This window comes from Streptomyces sp. 3-6, from assembly GCF_056323165.1.
Genome location: NZ_JBWHZP010000016.1, coordinates 57,509 through 79,672, shown reverse-complemented (window position 1 = coordinate 79,672; position 22,164 = coordinate 57,509). Strand labels below are relative to the sequence as shown.

The following is a 22,164-nucleotide window of genomic DNA, read 5'->3' as shown; positions in this document are numbered from 1 at the left end:
CCCGCGCGCAGCGGCGCACCCGCACGGTGCGTCACGCGCGGGCACGTCCCCTCCCGGAGCCCCCGACCCCACCCGGCAATCGGCCGGGGGCCCGCCCACCGCCTCGCCGGTCCCGCCCGGAGTTCAGCGCTCGCCGCGCCCGTACTGCCGCACCGCCAACGGGGCGAACACGGCGAGCAGCACCGCGCACCACAACAGTGACCCGGCCACGGGATGCGCCACCGGCCACGCGGCGTCCGCGGGCACCGGAGCGTTGCCGAACAGCTCCCGCAGCGCCGTCGCCACCGCGCTGACCGGATTCCACTCCGCCACCGTGCGCAGCCCGCCCGGCAGCCCCTCGGTGGGGATGTACGCGCCGGAGAGCAGCGGCAGCAGGAAGCTCGCGCCCCCCAGCTGACCGGCGGCCTCCTCGTCGCGCGTGAGCAGCCCGAGATACATGCCGACCCAGACGCAGGAGAAACGGAACAGCAGGAGCAGCGCGACGGACGCCGGGCCGGGTGCTCGACGGGCTCGATCCGGCACCGCGACGCGGGACCGTGTGGGGCCGTGGCGGGGTCAGAGCAGGGCCAATTGGCCCTCCGGGCCCTCCTCGTGCACGTCCAGCACCGAGGCGGGACGGCGGGCGGTGGGCGGGACGGGCAGGACGCCCGCCGTGCGCAGTGCGGACCGGCCGACCGGAGCGGGCAGCGGGGCGTCGCTCAACGCGGCCCGCGCGGGGCCCAGTTCGGCGAGCAGGCTGAGCACGGTGATCAGCTCCAGCAGCTCCGACGTCCAGCTCTGCGGCCAGGCCGTCGGGCGCACCGCCTCCAGGGTGCCGGGCTCACCGGCGTCCGTGCGTGCGGCGAACCACTGCTCCAGTACGCGGATCCCGCCCGTCTCGAAGTCCCACGCCGCGGGCGGCACCGGCGCGATCCGGCCGTCGTCGAGGAGCAGGGCTTCCCCGTCACGGTCGTAGTCCAGGGTCACCGGCCGGGCCGGCAGCGGGGCCCGGACGTAGGGGCGGCGTCCGCCCGGCAGTTTGGGCCGCTCGCCGTCGCGGCGCATCAGCCACAGCATCCGGCGGCCCGCCGCCACCCCCGACGCCCAGGCGTCGGCGTCGGCGGTGAGCGGAACCACCGGCCCGTTCGGCCCCGGCCGCGCCACGGCGAGGATCCAGGCCAGCACGTCCGCCGCGTCGACCGCCCCGCCGAGGCGGGCCGCGAGGTGTGCGGTCAGGCCGGGGGTGAGATTCGGTTCGGCGCCCCGGGGCCTGCGGTACAGCGGCCGGATCCGGCCGGGACGCAGCAGCGGGACGTGCGGAGTCGCGAGCAGCGGCAGGCCCGGCGCACCGGCGGGGGCGGGCGTCTCCACGACGAACGTCTGCCGTTCGTCCGCCACCCGCCACAGCTCGGGCCGGGCCGCGTCGATCAGCCGGTGGTCCGGGATCAGCCACTGCTCGTCGAACGGGGCGGCCAGCACCCGTACCGGTTCCGGGCACGGCCCGGAGGCGCGGGCGAGCCGCTCGGTGCCACCGCCGCCCCCCGGCAGCTGGGCGACCGGGGTGTGCGGCGTACGGGCGCGCGTCGGCCGGAACAGGGCCTCGCGCTCGGCCCCCTCCGCGGCCACCAGGGCGTTCCAACGGGCCTTCAGGGACCCCGCGTCGGGGCCCGCCGGCCACGCCCGGCCGAGCCGCGGCGGTGCGACGGACCACGGCATGAGGTCCGCCAGCGGCGGAGCGTCGTCGTGCGTCACGCAGGGCATCGTACGGCCTGGGCGGGAGCCGGGATCAGTGGGCGTCGAGGGTCACGGTGAAGGAGAAACGGTCGCCCCGGTAGTGGATCACGGCCACGTCCAGGGGCCGCCCGTCGGTGCCGTAGGTGATGCCCGTGTAGTGCAGGATCGGGCTGAGCAGCGGGACCCGGAGCAGCCGTGCGGTCTCGGGGTCGGCGAGCCGCGCCTCCACGGTGTCGGTGATGCGGCTGATGTCGACGCCGACGACGTCCCGCAGCACCTTCGTCATCGGCCAACGCACCAGGTCCTCCGGGTCGATGCGGGCGGCGATTTCGGGGCGGACCCAGTTGCGGGCGTGGTTGGTCGGCTCCCCGGTCTGCTCGTCGCTGCGCAGCCGGTGGTAGGCCGCCGCCTCGGTCAGGTCCGGGAAGTGCTCGGCGAGTTCGGCCGGCACCGGGGCGGGCCCGTGCTCCAGCAGCTCGGTGGTCATCCCGGACTGCTGGGCCACGATGGCGTCCACCGAACCCAGCAGCCGCACCGGGGTGCCCCGGGTGGCGCCCGGCTCGATGAACGTGCCGCGCCGCCGGTGCCGGCTGATGAGCCCCTCGTCCTCCAGCTCCTTCAGCGCCTGCCGCATGGTCAGCACGCTCACGCCGTAGTGCCCGGCCAGTTGTTCCTCGGTGGGCAGGCGCAGCGGGTCCTGGGGCGAGCGGCCGAGGATCGAGGCGCGCAGTGACTGCGACACCTGGTACCAGAGCGGCAACTTGCGGTTCAGGACGATCGAATCCGGAGCGAAGGAAGTCACGGGTCATCCGTATCGGTCGGGAACGCTCAGTGCAATCCGCGTACGGCGGAGCCGGGCATTCCGCCCCTGCCACGCGCGGGGCTTCCGCCCCCGCTGGGGCGCGGGCCTTCCGTCCCCGCCGGGGCGAAGGTCTTCCGTCCCTGCCCGGGGGACGGGTGCCTCCGTCCCCGCCCGGGGCGCGAGGGCTTCCGCCCCGCCGTACGCGGCTGCCCGGCTCACTGCACGCGGAAGTGCCGTTCGAAGGAGTGCCACACGTCGTCGTACCCCTCCTGCAGGTGCTCCGCGCGCGCCGCGTGCGGGGTGAGCGACAGCGGCCAGCGGGTCTCGAACATGAAGGCCAGACCGTCGTCGATCTTCTGCGGCCGCAGCTCGGCCGCGCTCGCCCGCTCGAACGTCTCGTGGTCCGGTCCGTGCGCCGACATCATGTTGTGCAGTGAGCCGCCGCCCGGCACGAACCCCTCCGCCTTCGCGTCGTAGGCGCCCTCGATCAGGCCCATGTACTCGCTCATCACGTTCCGGTGGAAGTACGGCGGCCGGAAGGTGTCCTCGCCCACCAGCCAGCGCGGCGCGAACACCACGAAGTCCACCCCGGCCAGCCCCGGGGTGTCGCTCGGCGAGGTCAGCACCGTGAAGATGGACGGGTCCGGGTGGTCGTAGGAGATGGTGCCCATCACATTGAAGCGGCGCAGGTCATAGGCGTACGGCACATGGTTGCCGTGCCAGGCGACGACGTCGAGCGGGGAGTGGCCGTAGGTCGCCGACCACAGGTTGCCGCAGAACTTGTTCACCACCTCCACCGGCCCCTCCACGTCCTCGTACGCGGCGACCGGCACCCGGAAGTCCCGCGGGTTGGCGAGGCCGTTGGCGCCGATCGGGCCCAGCTCGGGGAGTTCGAAGGGGGCGCCGTAGTTCTCGCACACGTAGCCGCGGGCGGTGTCGTCCAGCAGCTCCACCCGGAACCGCACGCCGCGGGGGACGACCGCGATGTGACCCGGCTCCACGTGCAGCAGCCCGAACTCGGTGCGCAGCAGCAGCCCGCCGAGCTCCGGGACGACGAGCAGCTCACCGTCGGCGTTGCTGAACACCCGGTCCATCGAGGCGGTGGCGTGGTAGAGGTGCACGGCCATGCCCGTGCGCTGCGTGACGTCCCCGTTGCCGCCCAGCGTCCACAGGCCCGCCAGGAAGTCCGTGCCCTCCGGGGGCTCCGGGAGCGGGTCCCAGCGCAGCCGGTTGGGGTCCGGCACCGCCTGGTTGAAGGGCGCCGTGCGCAGCGTGCCGTTGCCCGTCCGGGTGAACGCCGGGTGGGCCGCCGAGGGACGGATCCGGTACAGCCAGGAGCGGCGGTTGACGGCCCGCGGCTCGGTGAAGGCGGAACCGCTCAACTGCTCCGCGTACAGCCCGAGCGGTGCGCGCTGCGGCGAGTTGCGGCCCTCGGGGAGAGCTCCCGGGACCGCCTCGGAGCTGTGCTGGTTGCCGAAGCCGGTCAGGTGTTCCAATCCTTCCACGGCCTTGCGCGCGCCCCCGCGCAGGTCCGTGCCCACGCGGGCGGTGCCCCCATCGGTCATGTCCGGTGCTCCCTTGCGTCCGATTCCTATGCAACACCGTAGGATTGCGATTTCCCGCGCGCAAGGGGGCCGGGCGAATCCGGCGCGTGTCCTGCCGGCGTCCCTCGTCCGGCGCACCTCGGAGGTCGTTCTCCCGCGCCGCCCGCCTCAGGCCGTCCTCCTCACGCCGTCCGCCTCTGGCCGTCCGCCTCAGGTGTCACCCCGTCCGGTGTCCTCCTCTTGGCGGAGGACACCGGACGGGCGCGGACCAGACTCCAGGGGGGATCCCCGCGGTCGCCCCCCGTTCTACGCTCCTCGGCATGTCGTCGACACGGACCCCGATCACCGTGCTCGCCGTCGCGCTGGCCCTGACGGCCGGACTCGTCGGCTGCGCTTCCCCGGACGCGCGGGGGCAGGACGGGGCGCCCCCTGCGGCCGGCCGACTGCTGGACACGCGGGACCCCGAGGGGCGCCCGTACCGCGAGGTCGACGAGGAGTTGGCGCCGCGGGTGGGCGTCGAGGTGACGTCCGACGCCGACGGCGGCTGGGCCGTCCGCCTGCGGGTGCGCGGCTTCCGCTTCTCCCCGCACGGCGCCACCGGACGCGCCGTCCCCGGGCGCGGGCTCGCCCACCTCTACGTCGACGACCGTCTCGTCGCCCGGCTGCGCACCCCCGGCCACCGGCTGTCCCCGGACTCCGTCCCCCGCGGCACGCACCGGGTCACCGCCCGGCTGTACGCCGACGACGGCTCGGTGTGGGCCGTGAACGGCGAGCCGGTGGAGAGCACCGCCGACGTCACGGTGTCCCGACCGGACGCGGCACCGTCGGCCGGGGGGAGCGGCAGCGGGACGGGAGGCGGTGCCGGGGTCGGTGACGGGGCGCCTGCCGGGGCCGGTGATGGGGCGTCTGCCGGGGCGGGAGACGGAGCTTCTGCCGGGGCCGGTGGTGGGGGTGGTGCCGAGGTCGGTTCCGGTACCGGGGCGCCCGGATCCACCCAGCCGCCGCGCTCTGCGGCGCCCTGATCCACTGCGTGCGCACTGCTGCTGGGCGATCTGCCCGGCCCCGTCCGGCCCCGCCCTGCGGGGCCCTGCCCGACCCCGTTCCGCTCGGCCCCGGCCGGTGACGTCGGTCCGCTCCGGTCCGCTCCGCCTCGCGTTCGCTCCCGTGCGGGAGGGCGGCAGACCGGGGGTGGAGGGGAGCGGTGGTGAGGGTGAAGGGGTGGTGGTGAGGGTGGGCAGATGGGGGGTGAAGGGGCGGTGGTGAGGGTGGCGGGTCCGGGGTGAAGGGGCGGCGGCGGTGGTGAGGAGGTGCGGAGGGTGAGGTTCACCCGAACGTGCGGACGAGGCATCATGAGGGCGTGCCCCATCCGAGAACGCTCCGCCGCGCGCCCGTCCAGCGGCGCAGTGCCGAACGGCTGACCCGCATACTCGACGCCTGCGCCGAACTCCTCGACGAGGCGGGCTACGACGAGCTGACCACCCGGGCCGTCGCGGAGCGCGCCGGGGTGCCCATCGGCTCGGTGTACCGGTTCTTCGGCAACAAGCGCCAGATGGCCGACGCCCTGGCGCAGCGCAACCTCGAACGGTTCACGGACCGGATCGCCGACCGGCTGCGGGGGACCGGTGACCGGGGCTGGCGGTACGCCCTGGACGCGGTGATCGGTGAGTACCTGCACATGAAGCGCACCGCGCCCGGCTTCTCCCTCGTCGACTTCGGCAACCAGATCCCCGTCGGTTCCCCCCGCACCGGTCCCAACCTGCGGGTGGCCGACCGCCTCACCGATCTGCTCTCCGGCTACCTCGGCCGCACCCCCGACGAGGACCTGCGCCGGACCTTCCTGGTCGCCGTCGAGACCGCCGACACCGTGATCCACCTGGCCTTCCGGATGGCGCCCGACGGCGACGCCAAGGTCATCGAGGAACTGCGGGGGATGCTGCGGGCGTATCTGGCGGGTGTCCTGGACCCGCCCGCACCGGAGGCCGAGCAGCTGTAGGGCGCGGGCGCGGATGGCCCTGAGCGTCCGGGGTCGGGCCGTGGGCGTACCGCTCCCCGTCGCCTGCGCGTTCCGGTTCGGGGCGGCCCACGGGGCGCTGCCGTTCCGGTCCCGGGCCGTCCACGGGTCGCGCTGTGCATTCCGGTTTCGGGCCGCCCGCGGGTCGCCGCGCGTTGCGGTCCCGGGCCCGCCACGGGTTGCTGTCCGTTCCCGTTCCCGGCCCTCCCGGGGGAGGGGGTGCCGCGCGTCCCGTTCCGGACGGTCCCGGGCGCCCCCCGGCCGCATCCCGGACCGTCTCGCGGACCGCTCCCCGGCCGCATTCGTCCGCCCCCTCCCCGGCATGCGTACCGGTCGGTATGCTCGACCCGTCCGAGCGTCACCGCCGCCGTACCCGGGAGGCCCCGTGCCCCGCACCGCCCTGCGCATCTGCCCCCTGTGCGAGGCCACCTGCGGCCTGACCCTCACCGTCGAAGACGGTCGGGTCACCCGCGCCCGGGGGGACCGGGACGACGTCTTCAGCAAGGGGTTCATCTGCCCCAAGGGCGCCGCCTTCCCCGCCCTCGACTCCGATCCCGACCGGCTGCGCGCCCCGCTCGTCCGGGTCGACGGCGTCCTGCGCGAAGCCACCTGGGACGAGGCGTTCGACGCCGTCGCCGCCGGCCTCCGGCCCGTCGTGGAGCGGCACGGCCCGCACGCCGTCGGGGTGGTCCTCGGCAACCCCAACGTGCACACCATGGCCGGCGCCCTGTACCCGCCGCTGCTGCTCGCCGGGCTCGGCACCCGCAGCCTGTTCACCGCCTCCACCGTCGACCAGATGCCCAAGCACGTCTCCAGCGGCCTGCTCTTCGGGGACGCCCAGGCGATCCCGGTGCCCGACCTCGACCGCACCGACCACCTGCTGCTGATCGGCGCCAACCCGCTCGAGTCCAACGGGAGTCTGTGCACCGCCCCCGACTTCCCCGGCCGCCTCAAGGCGCTCCGGGCCCGCGGCGGGACGCTCACGGTCGTCGATCCGCGTCGCACGCGCACCGCCCGTCTCGCCGACCGGCACGTGGCCGTCCGGCCCGGGACGGACGCGCTGCTGCTCGCCGCCATGGTGACCGTTCTGCTGGACGAGGACCTGACCGACCTCGGCGGACTCGCCCCGCACGTCCAGGGGGCGGACGAACTCGCCGCCGCCCTCGCCGACTTCACGCCCGAGACGGTCGCCCCGGCCTGCGACGTCGACGCCGGCACCGTCCGCGCCCTGGCCCGGGAACTCGCCGCCGCCCCCACCGCCGCCGTCTACGCCCGCATCGGCAGCTGCACCGTCCCGCACGGCACCCTCGCCAGCTGGCTCGTCGACGTGCTCAACACCCTCACCGGCAACCTCGACCGGCCCGGCGGCGCCCTGTTCCCCCAGGCCGCCACCGACCGGACGCCCCGCCCCGCCGGCCCCGGCCGCGGTTTCGCCCTCGGCCGGTGGCACTCCCGGGTGAGCCGTCATCCCGAGGCCAAGGGTGAACTGCCCCTGGCCGCACTCGCCGAGGAGATCGACACCCCGACGGACCACGGCACGCCGGTCCGCGCCCTGATCGCCGTGGCCGCCAACCCCGTCCTGTCCGCGCCCGACGGCGACCGGCTCGACCAGGCGCTGGAATCGCTGGACTTCATGGTCAGTGTCGACCCGTACCTCAACGAGACCTCCCGCCACGCCCACGTTGTTCTGCCACCGCCGCCGCCCGCGCAGAGTCCCCACCACGACTTCGCCTTCAACCGGCTCGCCGTGCGCCACCAGGTCCGCTACACCCGCCCCGCGGTCCCGCTCGAACCCGGCCGCATGGCCGAGACCGAGATCATGGCCCGGCTGATCCTCGCGGCCACCGGACAGCACGGCGCCGACCCGGCGGCGGTGGACGCCCTGGTCGTCGACCAGACCCTCGGCAAGGCGGTGCGGGACCCGAACTCCCCGGTGCACGGCCGCGATCCGCGGGAGCTGGCCGCCCGGCTCACCGGCGACAACGGCCCCGAACGCCGCCTCGACCTGATGCTCCGCCTCGGGCCCTACGGCGACGGTTTCGGCGCGCGGCCGGACGGCCTCACCCTGGAGCGGCTGCTGGCCCACCCCCACGGCATCGACCTGGGGCCGCTGCGCCCCCGGCTGCCGCAGCCCCTGAAGACCGTGAGCGGCAAGGTGGAACTGCTCCCGGAACCGATCGTCGACGACCTGCCCCGGCTCCGCGCCGCCCTCGCCGAACGCCCCGCCGGACTCGTCCTCGTGGGACGGCGGCACCTGCGTTCCAACAACAGCTGGATGCACAACGTGCCCGCCCTCACCGGCGGCACCAACCGCTGCACCCTGCACATCCACCCGGAGGACGCCGGACGCCTCGGGGTCCGGGACGGCGAGCCGGTACGGGTGAAGGGTGCCGGGGGAGAGGTGACCACGCCCGCCGAGGTCACCACCGAGGTGCGCCGGGGCGTGGTCAGCCTGCCGCACGGCTGGGGCCACGACCGCCCCGGCACCCGGCTGCGGCACGCCGCCACCGACCCCGGTGTCAACGTCAACCAGCTCCTGGACGGCAGTCTCCTCGACCCGTTGTCGGGCAACGCCGTCCTCAACGGCGTCCCGGTGGAGGTCACCGCCCAGGCGCCGGTCCGGCCGAAGGCATCCCGCAGCGCCGCGACGTGAGCCGGGACGGTGCCGCGCGCCCTGTCGGGGTGAGGCCCGTCCGGCCCCGTGCCCGGCCCCGCCGCCGGACCGGCGCGGCCCCACCGCAGCGCTGGACCGCAGCACTGCCGTGACCGGAGCACTGCCGTGACGGGCCAGGGCCGTGACCGGGTCAGCGCTGTGACCTCAGCAAAGCCCTGACCTGGAGTTTTGCGCTTATTGCTCGCGCTCCGACGTCTTGCTCACGCTTTTTCGTACCGCCTAACGTCTCGTCGCACCGCCGGCCCCGGTGGGAGTTCAAGGGCGAACGTTAGGTGTTCCCTTCATGCTGACCATTCTCGGCTTCACCATGATCGCGACCTTCCTGGTCCTGATCATGATGAAGAAGATGTCGCCGATCGCGGCGCTCGTGCTGATCCCCGCGCTGTTCTGCGTGTTCGTCGGCAAGGGCGCCCACCTGGGTGACTTCGTCATCGACGGCGTCGTCGCACTGGCGCCCACGGCGGCGATGCTCATGTTCGCGATCGTCTACTTCGGGGTGATGATCGACGTCGGTCTGTTCGACCCGATCGTCCGTGGCATCCTCCGCTTCTGCCGGGCCGACCCGATGCGGATCGTCGTCGGCACCGCGATGCTGGCCGCGATCGTCTCCCTCGACGGCGACGGGTCCACCACCTTCATGATCACCGTCTCGGCCATGTACCCGCTGTACAAGCGGCTGGGGATGAGCCTGGTCGTGATGACCGGGGTCGCCGCCATGGCCAACGGCGTGATGAACACGCTCCCGTGGGGCGGCCCGACGGCCCGCGCCGCCACCGCGTTGGAGCTGGACGCCGGCGACGTCTTCGTGCCGATGATCCCGGCGCTGCTGGTCGGGCTACTGGGCGTCCTGGTGCTGGCCTACGTCCTCGGACTGCGCGAGCGCCGCCGGCTGGGCCCGCTGACGCTCGACGGGAGAGTCGCGAAGGAGAAGACGGTGGCGCAGGCGGGCGGGACGGTGCTGACCGGCGTCGGTGCCGGGGGGCACGCCGGAGCCGGTGCCGCGACGGCAGGTGCCACGACGGCGGATGCCACGGCCTTGGGTGCCACGGCGGCGGGTGCCGCGACGGCGGGTACGGCCTCCCGGCCGGGCGGGGGCGAGCCGGGCGCCGGCGGCTCCGGGGCCGACGCGGACACCGGGGAGCTGACCGGGGTGCGGCCGGGACACGGGCCCGGCAGGGAGGACGAGGACGACGACTTCCAGGGACTCGACCCCGCACGCCCCACCCTGCGCCCCCGGCTGTACTGGTTCAACGCCCTGCTCACGGTGTCCCTGTTGACCGCCATGATCATGGAGTGGCTGCCGATCCCGGTGCTGTTCCTCCTCGGAGCGGCGCTGGCCCTCTCCGTCAACTTCCCGCACCTGCCCGACCAGAAGGCCCGGATCGCCGCGCACGCCGACAACGTCCTCAACGTCTCCGGCATGGTGTTCGCCGCCGCCGTCTTCACCGGCGTGCTCCAGGGCACCGGCATGGTCGACAGCATGGCCGAGTGGCTGGTCGGCGTCGTCCCCGAGGCGATGGGTCCGCACATGGCCCTGGTCACCGGCGTGCTCAGCCTCCCGCTGACCTACTTCATGTCCAACGACGGCTTCTACTTCGGCGTGCTGCCCGTCCTCGCCGAGGCCGGCGCCGCACACGGCGTCACCCCGCTGGAGATGGCCCGCGCCTCCCTCGTCGGCCAGCCCCTGCACATGTCCAGCCCGCTGGTGCCCGCCGTCTACGTGCTGGTCGGCATGGCGAAGGTCGAGTTCGGCGACCACACGCGGTTCGTGGTGAAGTGGGCGGCGCTGACCTCACTGCTGATCCTCGGCGCGGGACTCCTCTTCGGCATCGTCTGACGGACCCCGTCCCGCGCCGCGGGCCGCCGTCCCGAACCGTTACGACCGAACCGTCACGACCGAACCGATACGACCGAACCGATACGACTGAACCGTCACGACCGAAGCGACCGGAACCCGTCCGACCGGAACCGGTCCGACCGGAACCCGTCCGACCGACCCGGTCCGACCGGCCCGATCCGCCCAGGAGGACCCGACCATGACGCCCGGCGGGAACCGCGGCTGGCTGCTGCGCCTCGTCATCGCCTTCAGTTTCGCGCAGGGGGCGGTGTCGATGGCCCGGCCCGCCGTCTCCTACCGGGCGCTCGCCCTCGGTGCCGACGAACGGGCGGTCGGCGTGATCGCCGGGGTCTACGCCCTGCTGCCGCTGTTCGCCGCCGTACCGCTCGGCCGGCGCACCGACCACGGCCGGTGCGCACCGCTGCTGCCGGCCGGGGTGGTGCTCATCTCCGGAGGCTGCGCGCTGAGCGGCGTCGCGGGATCCCTGTGGGCCATGGCCCTGTGGAGCGGGGTGATGGGACTCGGACACCTGTGCTTCGTCATCGGCGCACAGTCACTGGTCGCCCGCCAGTCGGCGCCGCACGAACAGGACCGCAACTTCGGCCACTTCACCATCGGCGCCTCCCTCGGCCAGCTCGTCGGCCCGATCGCGGCCGGCGGACTGATCGGCGGCTCCGACATGGCCCGCACCAGCGCCCTCGCGCTGCTCGCCGCCGGCGCCGGGGCGGCGGTCGCGTTCACCTCGCTGTGGCGCATCGAGCGGCCCGGCACCGGGACGGCAGCGCGCGCGGGCACGGACGGGCGCGTCCCCGTGGGGCGGATCCTGCGGGCCCGGGGCGTGCCCGCGGGCATCCTGATCAGCATGGCCGTGCTGTCCGCGACCGACATCCTCACCGCCTACCTGCCGGTCGTCGGCGAGCAGCGGGGGATCGCCCCCGCCGTCGTCGGCCTGCTGCTCAGCCTGCGGGCGGCGGCCACCATCGCCTGCCGGCTGGTCCTCACCCCGCTGCTGCGCCTGCTCGGCCGGACGGCGCTGCTGACCGTGACGTGCCTCGTCGCGGCCCTGCTGTGCGCGGGCATCGCGCTGCCCCTGCCGGTGGGGGCGCTGGCGGTGCTGCTCGCGGTGCTCGGCTTCTGCCTGGGCGTGGGCCAGCCCCTGTCCATGACGACGGTGGTGCAGGCCGCCCCGGACGGGGCCCGCTCCACCGCCCTGGCCCTGCGCCTGACCGGCAACCGTCTGGGCCAGGTCGCCGCCCCGGCCACGGCGGGCCTGGTCGCCGGGGTCGCCGGTGTGGCGGCCCCGTTCGTCATGCTCGGGGCGCTGCTCCTGCTCTCCGCGGGCGTCGCCCTGCGCGCCCCGGGCGCCCCCGGCCCGGCCTCGCCCGGCCCGGCCGCGGATCCCGGCGCTCGCGACGTGCCCGGCTCCGGGCACCGGTCCGCACGGGCGCCCGGCTCCCGGAACCGGGACGACGCCCACCACGGATGAGTCCACCGGAATCCGGTCGTCCCCCTTCTCACGTACTGGGACGACGGCAACGGGACGTGTCCGATCTCTTCCCCCGGCCGTGCACGATCCGTTAGCTTCCGTGACTCATACGCCCCGTACGGCTCGTACGGTTCGGGTGTTCCGGGCCGGTCAGGTGGGTGAGGCCGAGATCGGCCCGGTCGGCCCGGTCAGCCCGGTCAGCCGGTCGATCAGGCCGGCCCGGATGGCCCGGACGGCCGGACGGGCGTCGATCGCGGAGCACGGAGTACCCGCCGCCCTGCCGAACCCCATGGGGGCACCCTCATGACACGCGCCATCAAGCTGCACGACGTGAGCAAGTCCTACGCCAGAGGTCCCCGCGTGGTGGACCGGCTGACGCTGGACATCGCACCCGGCGAGTTCCTCGTCCTGCTCGGACCGTCCGGCTGCGGAAAATCCACCGTGCTGCGGATGATCGCCGGCCTGGAGGAGATCGACGCGGGGAGCCTGCTCCTCGACGGCGAGTACGCCAACGACCTGCCGCCCGCCGAACGGGACATCGCGATGGTGTTCCAGAACTTCGCCCTCTACCCGAGCATGACCAGCCGCGACAACATCGGCTTCCCGCTGCGCATCGAGGCACCCGGGGCCGATCCGTCCCCTCGGGTCGACGCCACCGCCCGCCTGCTGGGCATCGAGGACCTGCTCGACCGCTTCCCCGCACAGCTCTCCGGGGGCGAACGGCAGCGTGTCGCCATGGGCCGGGCGATCGCCCGCCACCCCTCCGCCTTCCTGATGGACGAGCCGCTGTCCAACCTCGACGCCAAACTCCGCAACCACCTGCGCGCCGAGATCTCCCGCCTCACCCGCGACCTCGGCGTCACCACGGTGTACGTCACCCACGACCAGGCGGAGGCCATGTCGCTGGGCGACCGGGTCGCCGTGCTGCGCGGCGGCGTCCTCCAGCAGGTCGGCAGTCCCCGCACGGTCTACGCGCTGCCCGCCAACGTCTTCGTCGCCGCGTTCATCGGCATCCCGCGCATCAACCTGCTGCGCGGACTGGTCCGGGCGCCGCTCGACGGGGCCATGACCATCAGCCTGGGCAAGCAGTTCCTGCGACTGCCCGAACCCCTGTCGCTGGACCACCAGTTGCTGCGGGTGCAGCAGGGCCGGGAGGTGATCGTGGGGCTGCGGTCGGAGGCCGTCCGGATCGCCCGGGCCGACGCCGCCCGTCCCGGCGAGGTGGTGCTCACCGGGCTGGTCGAGCACGTGGAGTTCCAGGGGCACGAGGTACTGGTCCACTTCGACACCGGCTCGCGCCCCGCCGTCGTCCCCGACCTGGAGGCGCCGCGCCCGCACCCCGGCCGCACCGACCGGCGCCGCCGTCGCGAGGGCACGGTCCTGGGCCGCCTGCGGGAGCGGGCCGGGGCCCTGCGCCCCGGCGCGGTGGCCACCCTGGAACCCGGCGGGCGGGCGCCGGAGCCCGCCCCGCCCGCGGGCGCCGATCCACGGTTGCCCGGTGACCTCATCGTGCGGACCACCCCGGACGTGCGGCTCCGGCACGGCATGCAGGTGCCGCTGTTGGTCGACCTCGCGCACCTGTTCGTCTTCGACCAGCACGGCGAGCGAATCTGCCCGAACCCGGCGCGGCTGCCCGACCTGGAGGAGTGACGCCCCGACCGGCACCGGAAGGGGCGGCCCAACGGCGCCCGAACGGCGTCCCAGCTCCCGAGTAGCGCCCCGAACCGCTTCCTCCGGGTGACGCGTCGAGCGACGCCCCGAGCCGCGCCCCGAGTGACGCCCCTCTCAGGCATCGTCCGGCGGGTTCCCCTGGCGTCCGTAAATTACCACCGCTAGTTTATGTGGCGGCAGACGACACCGACGACGCCCACCCTCCCGGAGGAAGCGCGATGAAGGCATACGACGGCATGTACATCGACGGCGCCTGGCGCCCGGCCGCCGGTCCGGAGGTGATCGAGGTCGTGAACCCGGCCGACGAGCAGGTGATCGCCACCGTCCCGGCGGGCACCGTCGAGGACGTCGACGCCGCCGTCCGGGCGGCCCGCGCCGCCCTCCCCGCGTGGGCCGCGACCCCGCCCGCCGAGCGCGCGGCCCGGCTCACCGCCCTGCGGGACGCCCTCGACGCCCGACGGGAGGAGATCGCCCAGACGGTCACCGCCGAACTGGGCGCCCCCCTGAAGCTGTCGCAGACCGTCCACGCGGGGCTCCCCGTCGCGGTCGCCGGTTCCTACGCCGAACTGGCCGCCACGTACGTCTTCGAGGAGCGGATCGGCAACTCGACGGTGTACCACGAGCCGGTGGGCGTGGTGGGGGCGATCACCCCGTGGAACTACCCGCTGCACCAGATCGTCGCCAAGGTCGCGCCCGCCCTCGCCGCCGGCTGCACGATCGTCGTGAAGCCCGCCGAGGACACCCCGCTGGTGGCCCGGCTGTTCGCGGAGGCCGTGCACGACGCGGGGATCCCGGCGGGCGTGTTCAACCTGGTCACCGGCCTCGGCCCGGTGGCCGGCCAGGCCCTCGCCGAACACCCGGGCGTGGATCTGGTCTCCTTCACCGGCTCCACCGCCGTCGGCCGCCGCATCGGCGCCATCGCGGCGGGCGCCGTCAAGAGGGTCGCCCTGGAACTGGGCGGGAAGTCCGCCAACGTCATCCTTCCCGACGCCGACCTCGCCCGCGCGGTCAACGTCGGCGTCGCCAACGTGATGTCCAACTCCGGTCAGACGTGCAGCGCGTGGACCCGCATGCTGGTCCATCGTGACCAGTACGACGAGGCCGTCGCCCTGGCCGCGGACGCCGCCGCGAAGTACGGCGACCGCATCGGCCCCCTCGTGAACGCCCAGCAGCGCGACCGGGTGCGCGGCTACATCGAGAAGGGCGTCGCCGAGGGCGCCCGCCTGGTCGCCGGCGGGCCCGACACCCCGCACGGGACGGGCTACTTCGTCAGCCCCACCGTCCTCGCCGACGTCACCCCCGGGATGACCGTCGCCCAGGAGGAGATCTTCGGCCCCGTCCTGTGCGTCCTGCGCTACGAGGACGAGGAGGACGCCCTGCGCATCGCCAACGGCACCGTCTACGGGCTGGCCGGTGCCGTCTGGGCCGGGGACGAGGAGCGGGCGGTCGCGTTCGCCCGCCGCCTGGAGACCGGACAGGTGGACATCAACGGGGGCCGCTTCAACCCGCTGGCGCCCTTCGGCGGGTACCGGCAGTCGGGCGTCGGCCGAGAACTCGGCGTGCACGGCCTGACCGAGTACCTCCAGACCAAGTCCCTCCAGTTCTAAGGGAGTCGTCACCGCCATGGCCGTACGTGCCGCTGTCCTGCCCGCCGTCTCCGCCCCCCTGGAGATCACCGGGATCGACCTGCCCGACCCCGGCCCCGGCCAGGTGCGGGTCCGCCTCGCCGCCGCCGGGGTCTGCCACTCCGACCTGTCCCTCACCAACGGCACCATGCGCCTGCCGGTCCCGGCCGTCCTCGGCCACGAGGGCGCCGGCACGGTCGTCGCCGTCGGCGAGGACGTCACCGCCGTCGCGCCGGGCGATGCCGTCGTCCTCAACTGGGCGCCCTCCTGCGGCGCCTGCGCCGCCTGCCGGCGCGGCGAGGTCTGGCTGTGCGGCAGCGCCCTCGACGGCGCCGCGCGGGTGCACGCCCACCGTGCCGACGACGGCACCGCTCTGCACCCCGGCCTGAACGTCGCCGCCTTCGCCGAGGAGACCGTGGTGCCGCAGTCCTGCGTGCTGCCCGCCCCGGACGGCGTCCCGCTCACCGACGCGGCCCTGCTCGGCTGCGCGGTCCTCACCGGCTACGGAGCCGTCCACCACTCCGCCCGGGTCGCCCCCGGGGAGAGCGTCGCCGTGTTCGGTGCCGGGGGAGTGGGCCTCGCCGCCCTGCAGTCCGCCCGCATCGCCGGCGCGTCGACGATCGTCGCGGTCGACGTCTCGCCGGACAAGGAGGAGCTGGCCCGGTCGGCCGGGGCGACCGACTACCTCGTCGCCTCGGACACCACCGCCCGGGAGATCCGCGCCCTCACCGGGAAGCAGGGGGTGGACGTGGCCGTCGAGTGCGTCGGCCGGGGCACCACGATCCGCACCGCCTGGGACTCCACCCGGCGCGGCGGGCGCACCACGGTCGTCGGGATCGGCGGCAAGGACCAGCAGGTCACCTTCAACGCCCTGGAGATCTTCCACTGGGGCCGGACGCTCTCCGGCTGCGTCTACGGCAACTCCGACCCTGCCCGGGACCTGCCGGTGCTCGCCGAACATGTCCGCGCGGGACGCCTGGACCTGGACGCCCTGGTGACCGAACGGATCCCCCTGGACGGCGTCCCCGCCGCCTTCGACACCATGATCGCGGGCAAGGGGGCTCGGACCCTCGTCGTCTTCTGACACCGGGGACTCGGGCGTCCTCCGGTTCCTCCCGTCCTCCGCTCCTCCGGTCCTCCCGTCCTCCGCTCCTCCGGTCCTCCCGTCCTCCGGTCCTCCCGTCCTCCGGTCCTCCCGTCCTCCGGTCCACGGCCCGGCGCGGCCCGGCGCGGCGGATCGGAGCCGTTCCGGGGAGGGGGGAGGGGGGCGCAGGACCGGGGTGGTGACCGGGACCGCCGCCGTTCTGGGACGACGCCGTGCCGGACCGTGCGGGGATCATGCGCGGTCCGGCATCGGCCGGTCCTCCGCCTCGCCCCTCGAACCGGGCGCCCGGCCCTGCTTCCGGCCCCCCTTCGTGCCCCGCTCCCGGGCGGGCCGCCCCGTCGCCGCCGCGCTCCGGGAGGCGCCGCCGGGGCCCGAACGGGACACCGCCACCCCCGCCAGGCAGAGGGCACCGCCGGCCAGCGTGACGAGGCCGGGCACCTCGCCGAGGGTCAGCCACGACATCAGCACGACCAGGGCGGGGACCGCGTAGGTGGTCGCCCCCATCCGCCCGGCCGTGGTGCGGGCCAGCGCGTACGCCCAGGTGGTGAAGGCGAGCGCGGTCGGGAAGACGCCCAGGTAGACCATGTTGAGCGTGGCGGACATCGGTGCCCGGGCGGCCTCGCCCACCAATTGCCCGGCGAACGGCAGGCACGCCACCGCCCCCACCAGGCACCCGTACGTCGTCACCTGGAGCGGACCGGCCGCCCTCAGGGCCGGTTTCTGCGCGACGACCCCGCCCGCGTAGGCCACCGCGGCCAGCAGGCACAGCACCACGCCCAGCAGGGACGACCCGCCCTCCCCGGACATCGACAGACCCACGGTCACCGCGCCCGCGAACGACACGGCCATGCCCGCGACCAGGCGCGGCGGCATCGCGTCACCCAGCAGGCGTGCGCCGAGCAGGGCGATCAGGATCGGCCCGACGTTCACCACCAGCGCGGCCGTGCCCGCGTCGACCTGCTGTTCGCCCCAGTTGAGGGCCACCATGTAGAAGCCGAACCAGAGCAGCCCCGATAGCGCGATCCCGCGCCACGCCGCGCGCGGTGGCGGGCCCTCGCGCCGCCAGAGGCAGATGATCCCCAGGGTCAGTGCTCCGGCCAGCAGCCGCCCCAGTGCGAGGGCGCCCGGCGAGTACGCGGTCCCGGCGCTGCGGATCGACACGAAGGCGGACGCCCAGAGCACGACGGTGACGGCCGCGGCACCCGCGGCGAGCAGTTCGCCGCGACGGGCGGGACGGGGGACGAGCCGGTTCATCATGCTCCCATGCTGGTCGGACGCGGCGCGGACGCACTCGCGGAGCTCGGAAGGGGACCCGATCCGGACCGGACGGACCGGATCCGGAGGGACCTGGCGGGCGTGACCGGGCCGGGTGAACAGGGGCCGGGCGAACGGGCGCCGGTGCGGTGGACGGGGGAGGGACGGGCGAGGACGCGCAGCGGACGGGACCGGGGGGCCGCACAGGACGGGCCCGGACGGAACGAGGGCAGGACGGAACGAGGGCCGGACGGAACGAGGGCCGGACGGTATGACGGCCGGACGGGGGCCTCGGACGGGCCCGCGGGCTCCCGCGGCGCGGGCAGGCGCGGGCCGGGGCGTGCGGTGTGGCACGGTCGGACGGGTCGCCGGCGGTCGAGGCGGGTGCCGGGCGGCTCACCGCAGGCCGACGGGGTCGATGCCCAGCAGGTCGGACAGGGCCCGTTCACCCGCCTCCGTGCCCCGCACCGCCCGCCCCGATCCGATCCGCACGCACCACCCCGCCGTCAGGGCGTGCCCGCACAGCGCGGCGCCGACCGTCCCGGCGAGATGGGGGCGCCGCTCCGTGCGGTCCAGGCAGGCGCGGGCCAGCGGCCGTCTCCCGCCACGGTCGAGGGCGATGCCGGCCCGGTCGAACCACCGCAGGCCCGCGTCCGTGAGCGCGAACCCGGTGTCCTGCCGCAACAGTCCGCGCGCCGTCAGGGCATCGGTGACGGTGACGGCGAGCCGCCCGGCGAGGTGGTCGTAGCAGGTGCGGCCCCGGGCGGACGCCTCCCCGGCGCCGTGCTGCCGCAGGCCGCGCGGGCGGGCGACGGCCTCGGGGGCGACCCGGGCGGCCAGGTCCTCCACCAGGTGGGCCACCCGCTCGTCGGCGAGCCGGACGTAACGGTGCCGGCCCTGCCGTTCCTGGTCAGCAGACCGCCCGCGACCAGCTTGCCGAGGTGCTCGCTCAACGTCCACGCGGCGACCCCGCAGGCGCGGGCCAGTTCACCCGCGGTCCACGCCCGTCCGTCCAGCAGCGCCAGCAGACAGGCGGCCCGCGTCTCGTCCGCGATCAGCGCCGTGAGCCGGGCGAGCCCCGGCGCGGCAGGGGCCCTGTGGGTCATGTGCTCCAGCATGGGCCACGGACCGTTCGGCCCCCGCCGAAGTGTGCGCCCCGGCCGCCGGAGCTCCGCGGGGGACCGTCGGGTGCCGTCGGAGCACTGCCCGGGGGGCGCCGGAGGCGTCGGGGGAGTCAGGGAAGTCGGGGATCGCCGGGGGTCCGAGGATCGCCGGGGCCAGGTGCCGCCCGACAGGCCCCGGGGCTAAGGCGTGTCGTGCAGCTGCTCGTACTGCACGGCCAGCCCGTCGAGCAGCGCCCGCAGACCGGTCTCGAAGGCGCGTTCGTCGATCTTCTCCTGCTTCTCGGCGAGCAGGTGGGCCTGGCCGAGGTGCGGGTAGTCGGCCGGGTCGTAGGCGCTGGCGTCGTCGACGAAGCCGCCGGCGAAGGAGCCGAGGACGGAGCCCATGACGAAGTACCGCATCACGGCGCCGATGGAGGTGGCCTGGGCCGGCGGCCAGCCGGCCTCGACCATCGCCCCGTAGACCGCGTCCGCGAGCCGCAGGGCCGCCGGGCGGCGCCCCGGGCCGTGGGCCAGCACCGGCAGGATGTTGGGGTGGTCGCGCAGGGCGGAGCGGTAGGACACGGCCCAGTCGTGCAGCGCGGTGCGCCAGTCGCGGCCGTCCTCGAACATCGACAGGTCGACCTGCGCGCTCACCGAGTCGGCGACCGCTTCGAGGATGTCGTCCTTGGTGCGGAAGTGGTTGTAGAGCGACGGCCCGCTGACGCCGAGTTCCGCGGCGAGACGGCGTGTGGAGACGGCCGGCAGGCCCTCCGCGTCCACCAGCGCGCGGGCGGTGGCGACGATCCGGTCGGTACTCAACAGGGGCTTGCGCGGTCGGGCCATGGCGCACATAGTAGGGCTGCGACCTAAAACTAGCAGTGATAATTAAACCCTGGTGGTGGTGACCCGCATGAACCTGGAGCTCAGCGAGGAGCAGAGCGCCGTCCGCCGGCTGGCCCGGGACTTCGTGGACCGCGAGGTCGTCCCGTACGCCGCCGCCTGGGACCGCGCCGAGGAGGTCGACCGCGGCATCGTCAAGAAGCTGGGCGACCTGGGGTTCCTCGGGCTGACCGTCGACGAGGAGTACGGCGGCTCCGGCGGCGACCACCTCGCGTACTGCCTGGTCACCGAGGAACTGGGCCGCGGTGACTCCTCGGTGCGCGGCATCGTCTCCGTCTCCCTGGGGCTGGTGGCCAAGACGATCGCCGCCTGGGGCGGCGAGGAGCAGAAACGCGCCTGGCTGCCGGGACTCACCTCCGGTGAGCTGGTCGGCTCCTTCGGGCTCACCGAGCCGGGCACCGGCTCCGACGCCGGCAGCCTCACCACCCGCGCGGTCCGCGAGGGCGACTCCTATGTGATCAGCGGCAGCAAGACCTTCATCACCAACGGCACCTGGGCCGACGTCGTCCTGGTCTTCGCCCGGTCCACCGACGCCCCCGGACACCGGGGCGTGAGCGCCTTCCTGGTGCCGGCCGACACGCCCGGCCTCACCCGCCGCGCCATCCACGGCAAACTGGGCCTGCGCGGACAGGCCACGGCCGAGCTGGCGTTCCAGGACGTGCGCGTCCCGGCGTCGGCGATGCTGGGCCCGGAGGGCAAGGGCTTCTCCGTCGCCCTGTCCGCCCTGGCCAAGGGGCGGATGTCGGTGGCCGCGGGCTGTGTCGGCCTCGCCCGCGCCGCCCTGGAGGCCGCCGTCGCCTACGCGGGGGAGCGGGAGCAGTTCGGCAGAACCATCGCCCACCACCAACTGGTGCAGGAACTGATCAGCGACATCGCCGTCGATGTGGACGCCGCCCGGCTGCTGACCTGGCGGGTCGCCGATCTGATCGACCGGGGACAGTCGTTCGCCGTGGAGTCGTCCAAGGCGAAGCTGTTCGCCTCCGAGGCGGCCGTGCGGGCCGCCAACAACGCCCTGCAGGTGTTCGGCGGGTACGGCTTCATCGACGAGTACCCGGTGGGCAAACTCCTGCGCGACGCACGGGTGATGACGCTCTACGAGGGCACCAGCCAGATCCAGAAGCTGCTCATCGGCCGCGACCTGACCGGGGTGTCCGCCTTCTGACCGCCCGAGGGGCCTGCCCCTCGACCGCCCGACGGGGCCGCCCTCCGGCCTCCCGAGGAGCCGTCTTCCGGCCTCCCGAGGGGTCGTCTTCCGGCCTCCCGGGGGGACCGCCTTCCGCGAGCGCGAGGTGTTCGGTGTTCGTCTCATGAGTACGTGACCTGAGTACTCCGGCGGATGTGGGGCGCGCCACGTCCGCCGATCCTTGCCCCATGAGCGACACACCGGTCAAGCAGCAGAGCACGGCCGCCTTCCATGCGCAGGCCGTCGCCTCCTTCGCCATCGCCATGGTGGCCACCGCGTTCGGCATCTTCCGCCTGGAGGCCGATGCCTGGGTACGCGCCTTCCTCGGCATCGCCGTCCTGTACCTCGTCACCTCCGCCTTCACCCTCGCCAAGGTGATCCGCGACCGCCAGGAGGCCGGGCAGATCGTCTCCCGGGTGGACCAGGCGCGTTTGGAGAAGCTGCTCGCGGAGCACGACCCCTTCGAGAAGCTGTGACGCCGGCGCCCCGGGGCCGCCCTGCCTCCCGCTAAGCGCTCGCTCACCCGTGCCGGTATGGTGTTACCCCTGCCAGTGGAAGAGGTGAGCGATGAGTACGGCGGAGGAGACGGCCGGCGCCGACGCGCAGCCGTGGGGTGAGGTCACGCCCGACGCGGCACGGCGACTGCTGCTCGCCGCGGTCGAGGCGTTCGCGGAGCGCGGCTACCACGCCACGACGACGCGGGACATCGCGGGCCGCGCCGGCATGAGCCCGGCCGCGCTCTACATCCACTACAAGACCAAGGAAGAGCTGCTGCACCGCATCAGCAGGATCGGCCACGAGAAGGTCCTGGAGGTGCTGCGGTCGGCGTCCCGTGCCGAGGGCAGCCCCACCGAGCGGCTCGCGGGCGCGGTCAGCTCCTTCGTCCGCTGGCACGCCGGCGGACGCACCACCGCCCGGGTCGTGCAGTACGAACTGGACTCGCTCGGCCCCGACGCCCGCGCCGAGATCCGCGAACTGCGCCGGCAGGTCGACGCCGAGGTGCGCACGATCATCGAGGAGGGGGCGCGCACCGGCGAGTTCGACGTCATCGACGTGCACGGCACGACCCTCGCGGTGCTCTCCCTCTGCGTCGACGTGGCCCGCTGGTTCAAGGTCGACGGCCCCAGCACCCCGGAGGAGGTCGGCGCGCTCTACGCCGACCTCGTCCTGCGCATGGTGGGGGCCCGGGGCGCCGCGGAGACGCAGCGGCAGTAGCGGGGCTCCGGGCGGTCGTGGGGCCTCCTGCTCCCGGCAGT

The 22,164-nt window shown here is 74.5% G+C and carries 17 protein-coding genes and 2 pseudogenes; 11 read left to right on the top strand and 8 right to left on the bottom strand.

Translation table 11 applies throughout. The features are described from left to right. Positions 1-123 precede the first annotated feature (123 nt). The 4 genes and pseudogenes from AC02VZ_RS20635 to hmgA form a co-directional block, all read right to left on the bottom strand. Positions 124-486 (bottom strand): annotated as a pseudogene (locus AC02VZ_RS20635) (ABC transporter permease); the annotation flags it as partial. Between the two features lie 69 nt (positions 487-555). Further along, the gene (locus AC02VZ_RS20630; protein WP_476476074.1) at positions 556-1,740 is read right to left on the bottom strand and encodes a type ISP restriction/modification enzyme; all 1,185 of its coding nucleotides are present in this window, start codon (positions 1,738-1,740) and stop codon (positions 556-558) included. Positions 1,741-1,765: 25 nt separating this feature from the next. Beyond that, on the bottom strand, positions 1,766-2,515 hold the full coding sequence (locus AC02VZ_RS20625; protein WP_432056675.1) for a GntR family transcriptional regulator: 750 nt from the start codon (positions 2,513-2,515) through the stop codon (positions 1,766-1,768). A 215-nt stretch (positions 2,516-2,730) separates the two neighbouring features. Continuing rightward, the gene (gene hmgA, locus AC02VZ_RS20620; RefSeq protein WP_432056674.1) at positions 2,731-4,080 is read right to left on the bottom strand and encodes a homogentisate 1,2-dioxygenase; all 1,350 of its coding nucleotides are present in this window, start codon (positions 4,078-4,080) and stop codon (positions 2,731-2,733) included. Between the two features lie 299 nt (positions 4,081-4,379). Here hmgA and AC02VZ_RS20615 point away from each other — a divergent pair, with 299 nt between their 5' ends. The 5 genes from AC02VZ_RS20615 (at position 4,380) to AC02VZ_RS20595 (ending at position 12,067) form a co-directional block, all read left to right on the top strand. Beyond that, positions 4,380-5,081: a hypothetical protein gene (locus AC02VZ_RS20615; protein ID WP_476476073.1), complete on the top strand. Its 702-nt coding sequence runs from the start codon at positions 4,380-4,382 to the stop codon at positions 5,079-5,081. 335 nt (positions 5,082-5,416) lie between these two features. Next, on the top strand, positions 5,417-6,052 hold the full coding sequence (locus AC02VZ_RS20610) for a TetR/AcrR family transcriptional regulator (RefSeq protein WP_476476072.1): 636 nt from the start codon (positions 5,417-5,419) through the stop codon (positions 6,050-6,052). Positions 6,053-6,455: 403 nt separating this feature from the next. Next, on the top strand, positions 6,456-8,723 hold the full coding sequence (locus tag AC02VZ_RS20605; protein ID WP_476476071.1) for a molybdopterin oxidoreductase family protein: 2,268 nt from the start codon (positions 6,456-6,458) through the stop codon (positions 8,721-8,723). A gap of 304 nt (positions 8,724-9,027) precedes the next feature. Next, positions 9,028-10,581 carry a CitMHS family transporter gene (locus tag AC02VZ_RS20600; protein WP_476476070.1) on the top strand — a complete coding sequence of 518 codons (1,554 nt, stop codon included), beginning with the start codon at positions 9,028-9,030 and terminating at the stop codon, positions 10,579-10,581. A 199-nt stretch (positions 10,582-10,780) separates the two neighbouring features. After that, on the top strand, positions 10,781-12,067 hold the full coding sequence (locus AC02VZ_RS20595; RefSeq protein ID WP_432056669.1) for an MFS transporter: 1,287 nt from the start codon (positions 10,781-10,783) through the stop codon (positions 12,065-12,067). A 150-nt stretch (positions 12,068-12,217) separates the two neighbouring features. Here the strand turns inward: AC02VZ_RS20595 and AC02VZ_RS20590 are convergent, their stop codons facing one another. Further along, complete coding sequence (locus tag AC02VZ_RS20590) at positions 12,218-12,358, bottom strand: hypothetical protein (protein ID WP_432056668.1); 141 nt, start codon at positions 12,356-12,358, stop codon at positions 12,218-12,220. Positions 12,359-12,370: 12 nt separating this feature from the next. On the opposite strand from AC02VZ_RS20590, the gene AC02VZ_RS20585 reads away from it, so the two are divergent. The 3 genes from AC02VZ_RS20585 to AC02VZ_RS20575 all read left to right on the top strand — a co-directional run bounded on the left by AC02VZ_RS20585 (position 12,371) and on the right by AC02VZ_RS20575 (position 16,447). Beyond that, entirely contained in the window at positions 12,371-13,717 is a 1,347-nt protein-coding gene (locus AC02VZ_RS20585; protein ID WP_432056667.1) for an ABC transporter ATP-binding protein, read from the top strand. 239 nt (positions 13,718-13,956) lie between these two features. Beyond that, the gene (locus AC02VZ_RS20580) at positions 13,957-15,345 is read left to right on the top strand and encodes an aldehyde dehydrogenase family protein (protein WP_432056666.1); all 1,389 of its coding nucleotides are present in this window, start codon (positions 13,957-13,959) and stop codon (positions 15,343-15,345) included. Between the two features lie 16 nt (positions 15,346-15,361). Next, positions 15,362-16,447 (top strand): Zn-dependent alcohol dehydrogenase, encoded by a 1,086-nt coding sequence (locus AC02VZ_RS20575; protein WP_432056665.1) that lies wholly within the window; start codon positions 15,362-15,364, stop codon positions 16,445-16,447. Between the two features lie 252 nt (positions 16,448-16,699). Here the strand turns inward: AC02VZ_RS20575 and AC02VZ_RS20570 are convergent, their stop codons facing one another. The 3 genes and pseudogenes from AC02VZ_RS20570 to AC02VZ_RS20560 form a co-directional block, all read right to left on the bottom strand. After that, the gene (locus tag AC02VZ_RS20570) at positions 16,700-17,725 is read right to left on the bottom strand and encodes a DMT family transporter (protein ID WP_432056664.1); all 1,026 of its coding nucleotides are present in this window, start codon (positions 17,723-17,725) and stop codon (positions 16,700-16,702) included. Positions 17,726-18,118: 393 nt separating this feature from the next. After that, positions 18,119-18,840: pseudogene (locus AC02VZ_RS20565) on the bottom strand (ArsR/SmtB family transcription factor). Positions 18,841-19,026: 186 nt separating this feature from the next. Next, a complete protein-coding gene (locus AC02VZ_RS20560) occupies positions 19,027-19,677 on the bottom strand; it encodes a TetR/AcrR family transcriptional regulator (RefSeq protein WP_432056663.1) in 651 nt (216 codons plus the stop codon). Between the two features lie 58 nt (positions 19,678-19,735). On the opposite strand from AC02VZ_RS20560, the gene AC02VZ_RS20555 reads away from it, so the two are divergent. The 3 genes from AC02VZ_RS20555 to AC02VZ_RS20545 all read left to right on the top strand — a co-directional run bounded on the left by AC02VZ_RS20555 (position 19,736) and on the right by AC02VZ_RS20545 (position 22,123). Beyond that, complete coding sequence (locus tag AC02VZ_RS20555) at positions 19,736-20,887, top strand: acyl-CoA dehydrogenase family protein (RefSeq protein ID WP_476476094.1); 1,152 nt, start codon at positions 19,736-19,738, stop codon at positions 20,885-20,887. A 209-nt stretch (positions 20,888-21,096) separates the two neighbouring features. After that, complete coding sequence (locus tag AC02VZ_RS20550) at positions 21,097-21,384, top strand: YiaA/YiaB family inner membrane protein (protein ID WP_432056662.1); 288 nt, start codon at positions 21,097-21,099, stop codon at positions 21,382-21,384. A gap of 91 nt (positions 21,385-21,475) precedes the next feature. Beyond that, positions 21,476-22,123 carry a TetR/AcrR family transcriptional regulator gene (locus AC02VZ_RS20545; protein WP_432056661.1) on the top strand — a complete coding sequence of 216 codons (648 nt, stop codon included), beginning with the start codon at positions 21,476-21,478 and terminating at the stop codon, positions 22,121-22,123. Positions 22,124-22,164 lie beyond the last annotated feature (41 nt).

Coding starts and splice junctions, on each gene's coding strand:
- AC02VZ_RS20630 (WP_476476074.1), bottom strand. CDS start 1,740: ATGCCCTGCGTGACGCACGACGACGCTCCGCCGCTGGCGGACCTCATG.
- hmgA (WP_432056674.1), bottom strand. CDS start 4,080: ATGACCGATGGGGGCACCGCCCGCGTGGGCACGGACCTGCGCGGGGGC.
- AC02VZ_RS20615 (WP_476476073.1), top strand. CDS start 4,380: ATGTCGTCGACACGGACCCCGATCACCGTGCTCGCCGTCGCGCTGGCC.
- AC02VZ_RS20600 (WP_476476070.1), top strand. CDS start 9,028: ATGCTGACCATTCTCGGCTTCACCATGATCGCGACCTTCCTGGTCCTG.
- AC02VZ_RS20595 (WP_432056669.1), top strand. CDS start 10,781: ATGACGCCCGGCGGGAACCGCGGCTGGCTGCTGCGCCTCGTCATCGCC.
- AC02VZ_RS20590 (WP_432056668.1), bottom strand. CDS start 12,358: ATGGGGTTCGGCAGGGCGGCGGGTACTCCGTGCTCCGCGATCGACGCC.
- AC02VZ_RS20585 (WP_432056667.1), top strand. CDS start 12,371: ATGACACGCGCCATCAAGCTGCACGACGTGAGCAAGTCCTACGCCAGA.
- AC02VZ_RS20580 (WP_432056666.1), top strand. CDS start 13,957: ATGAAGGCATACGACGGCATGTACATCGACGGCGCCTGGCGCCCGGCC.
- AC02VZ_RS20575 (WP_432056665.1), top strand. CDS start 15,362: ATGGCCGTACGTGCCGCTGTCCTGCCCGCCGTCTCCGCCCCCCTGGAG.
- AC02VZ_RS20570 (WP_432056664.1), bottom strand. CDS start 17,725: ATGATGAACCGGCTCGTCCCCCGTCCCGCCCGTCGCGGCGAACTGCTC.
- AC02VZ_RS20560 (WP_432056663.1), bottom strand. CDS start 19,677: ATGTGCGCCATGGCCCGACCGCGCAAGCCCCTGTTGAGTACCGACCGG.
- AC02VZ_RS20555 (WP_476476094.1), top strand. CDS start 19,736: ATGAACCTGGAGCTCAGCGAGGAGCAGAGCGCCGTCCGCCGGCTGGCC.
- AC02VZ_RS20550 (WP_432056662.1), top strand. CDS start 21,097: ATGAGCGACACACCGGTCAAGCAGCAGAGCACGGCCGCCTTCCATGCG.
- AC02VZ_RS20545 (WP_432056661.1), top strand. CDS start 21,476: ATGAGTACGGCGGAGGAGACGGCCGGCGCCGACGCGCAGCCGTGGGGT.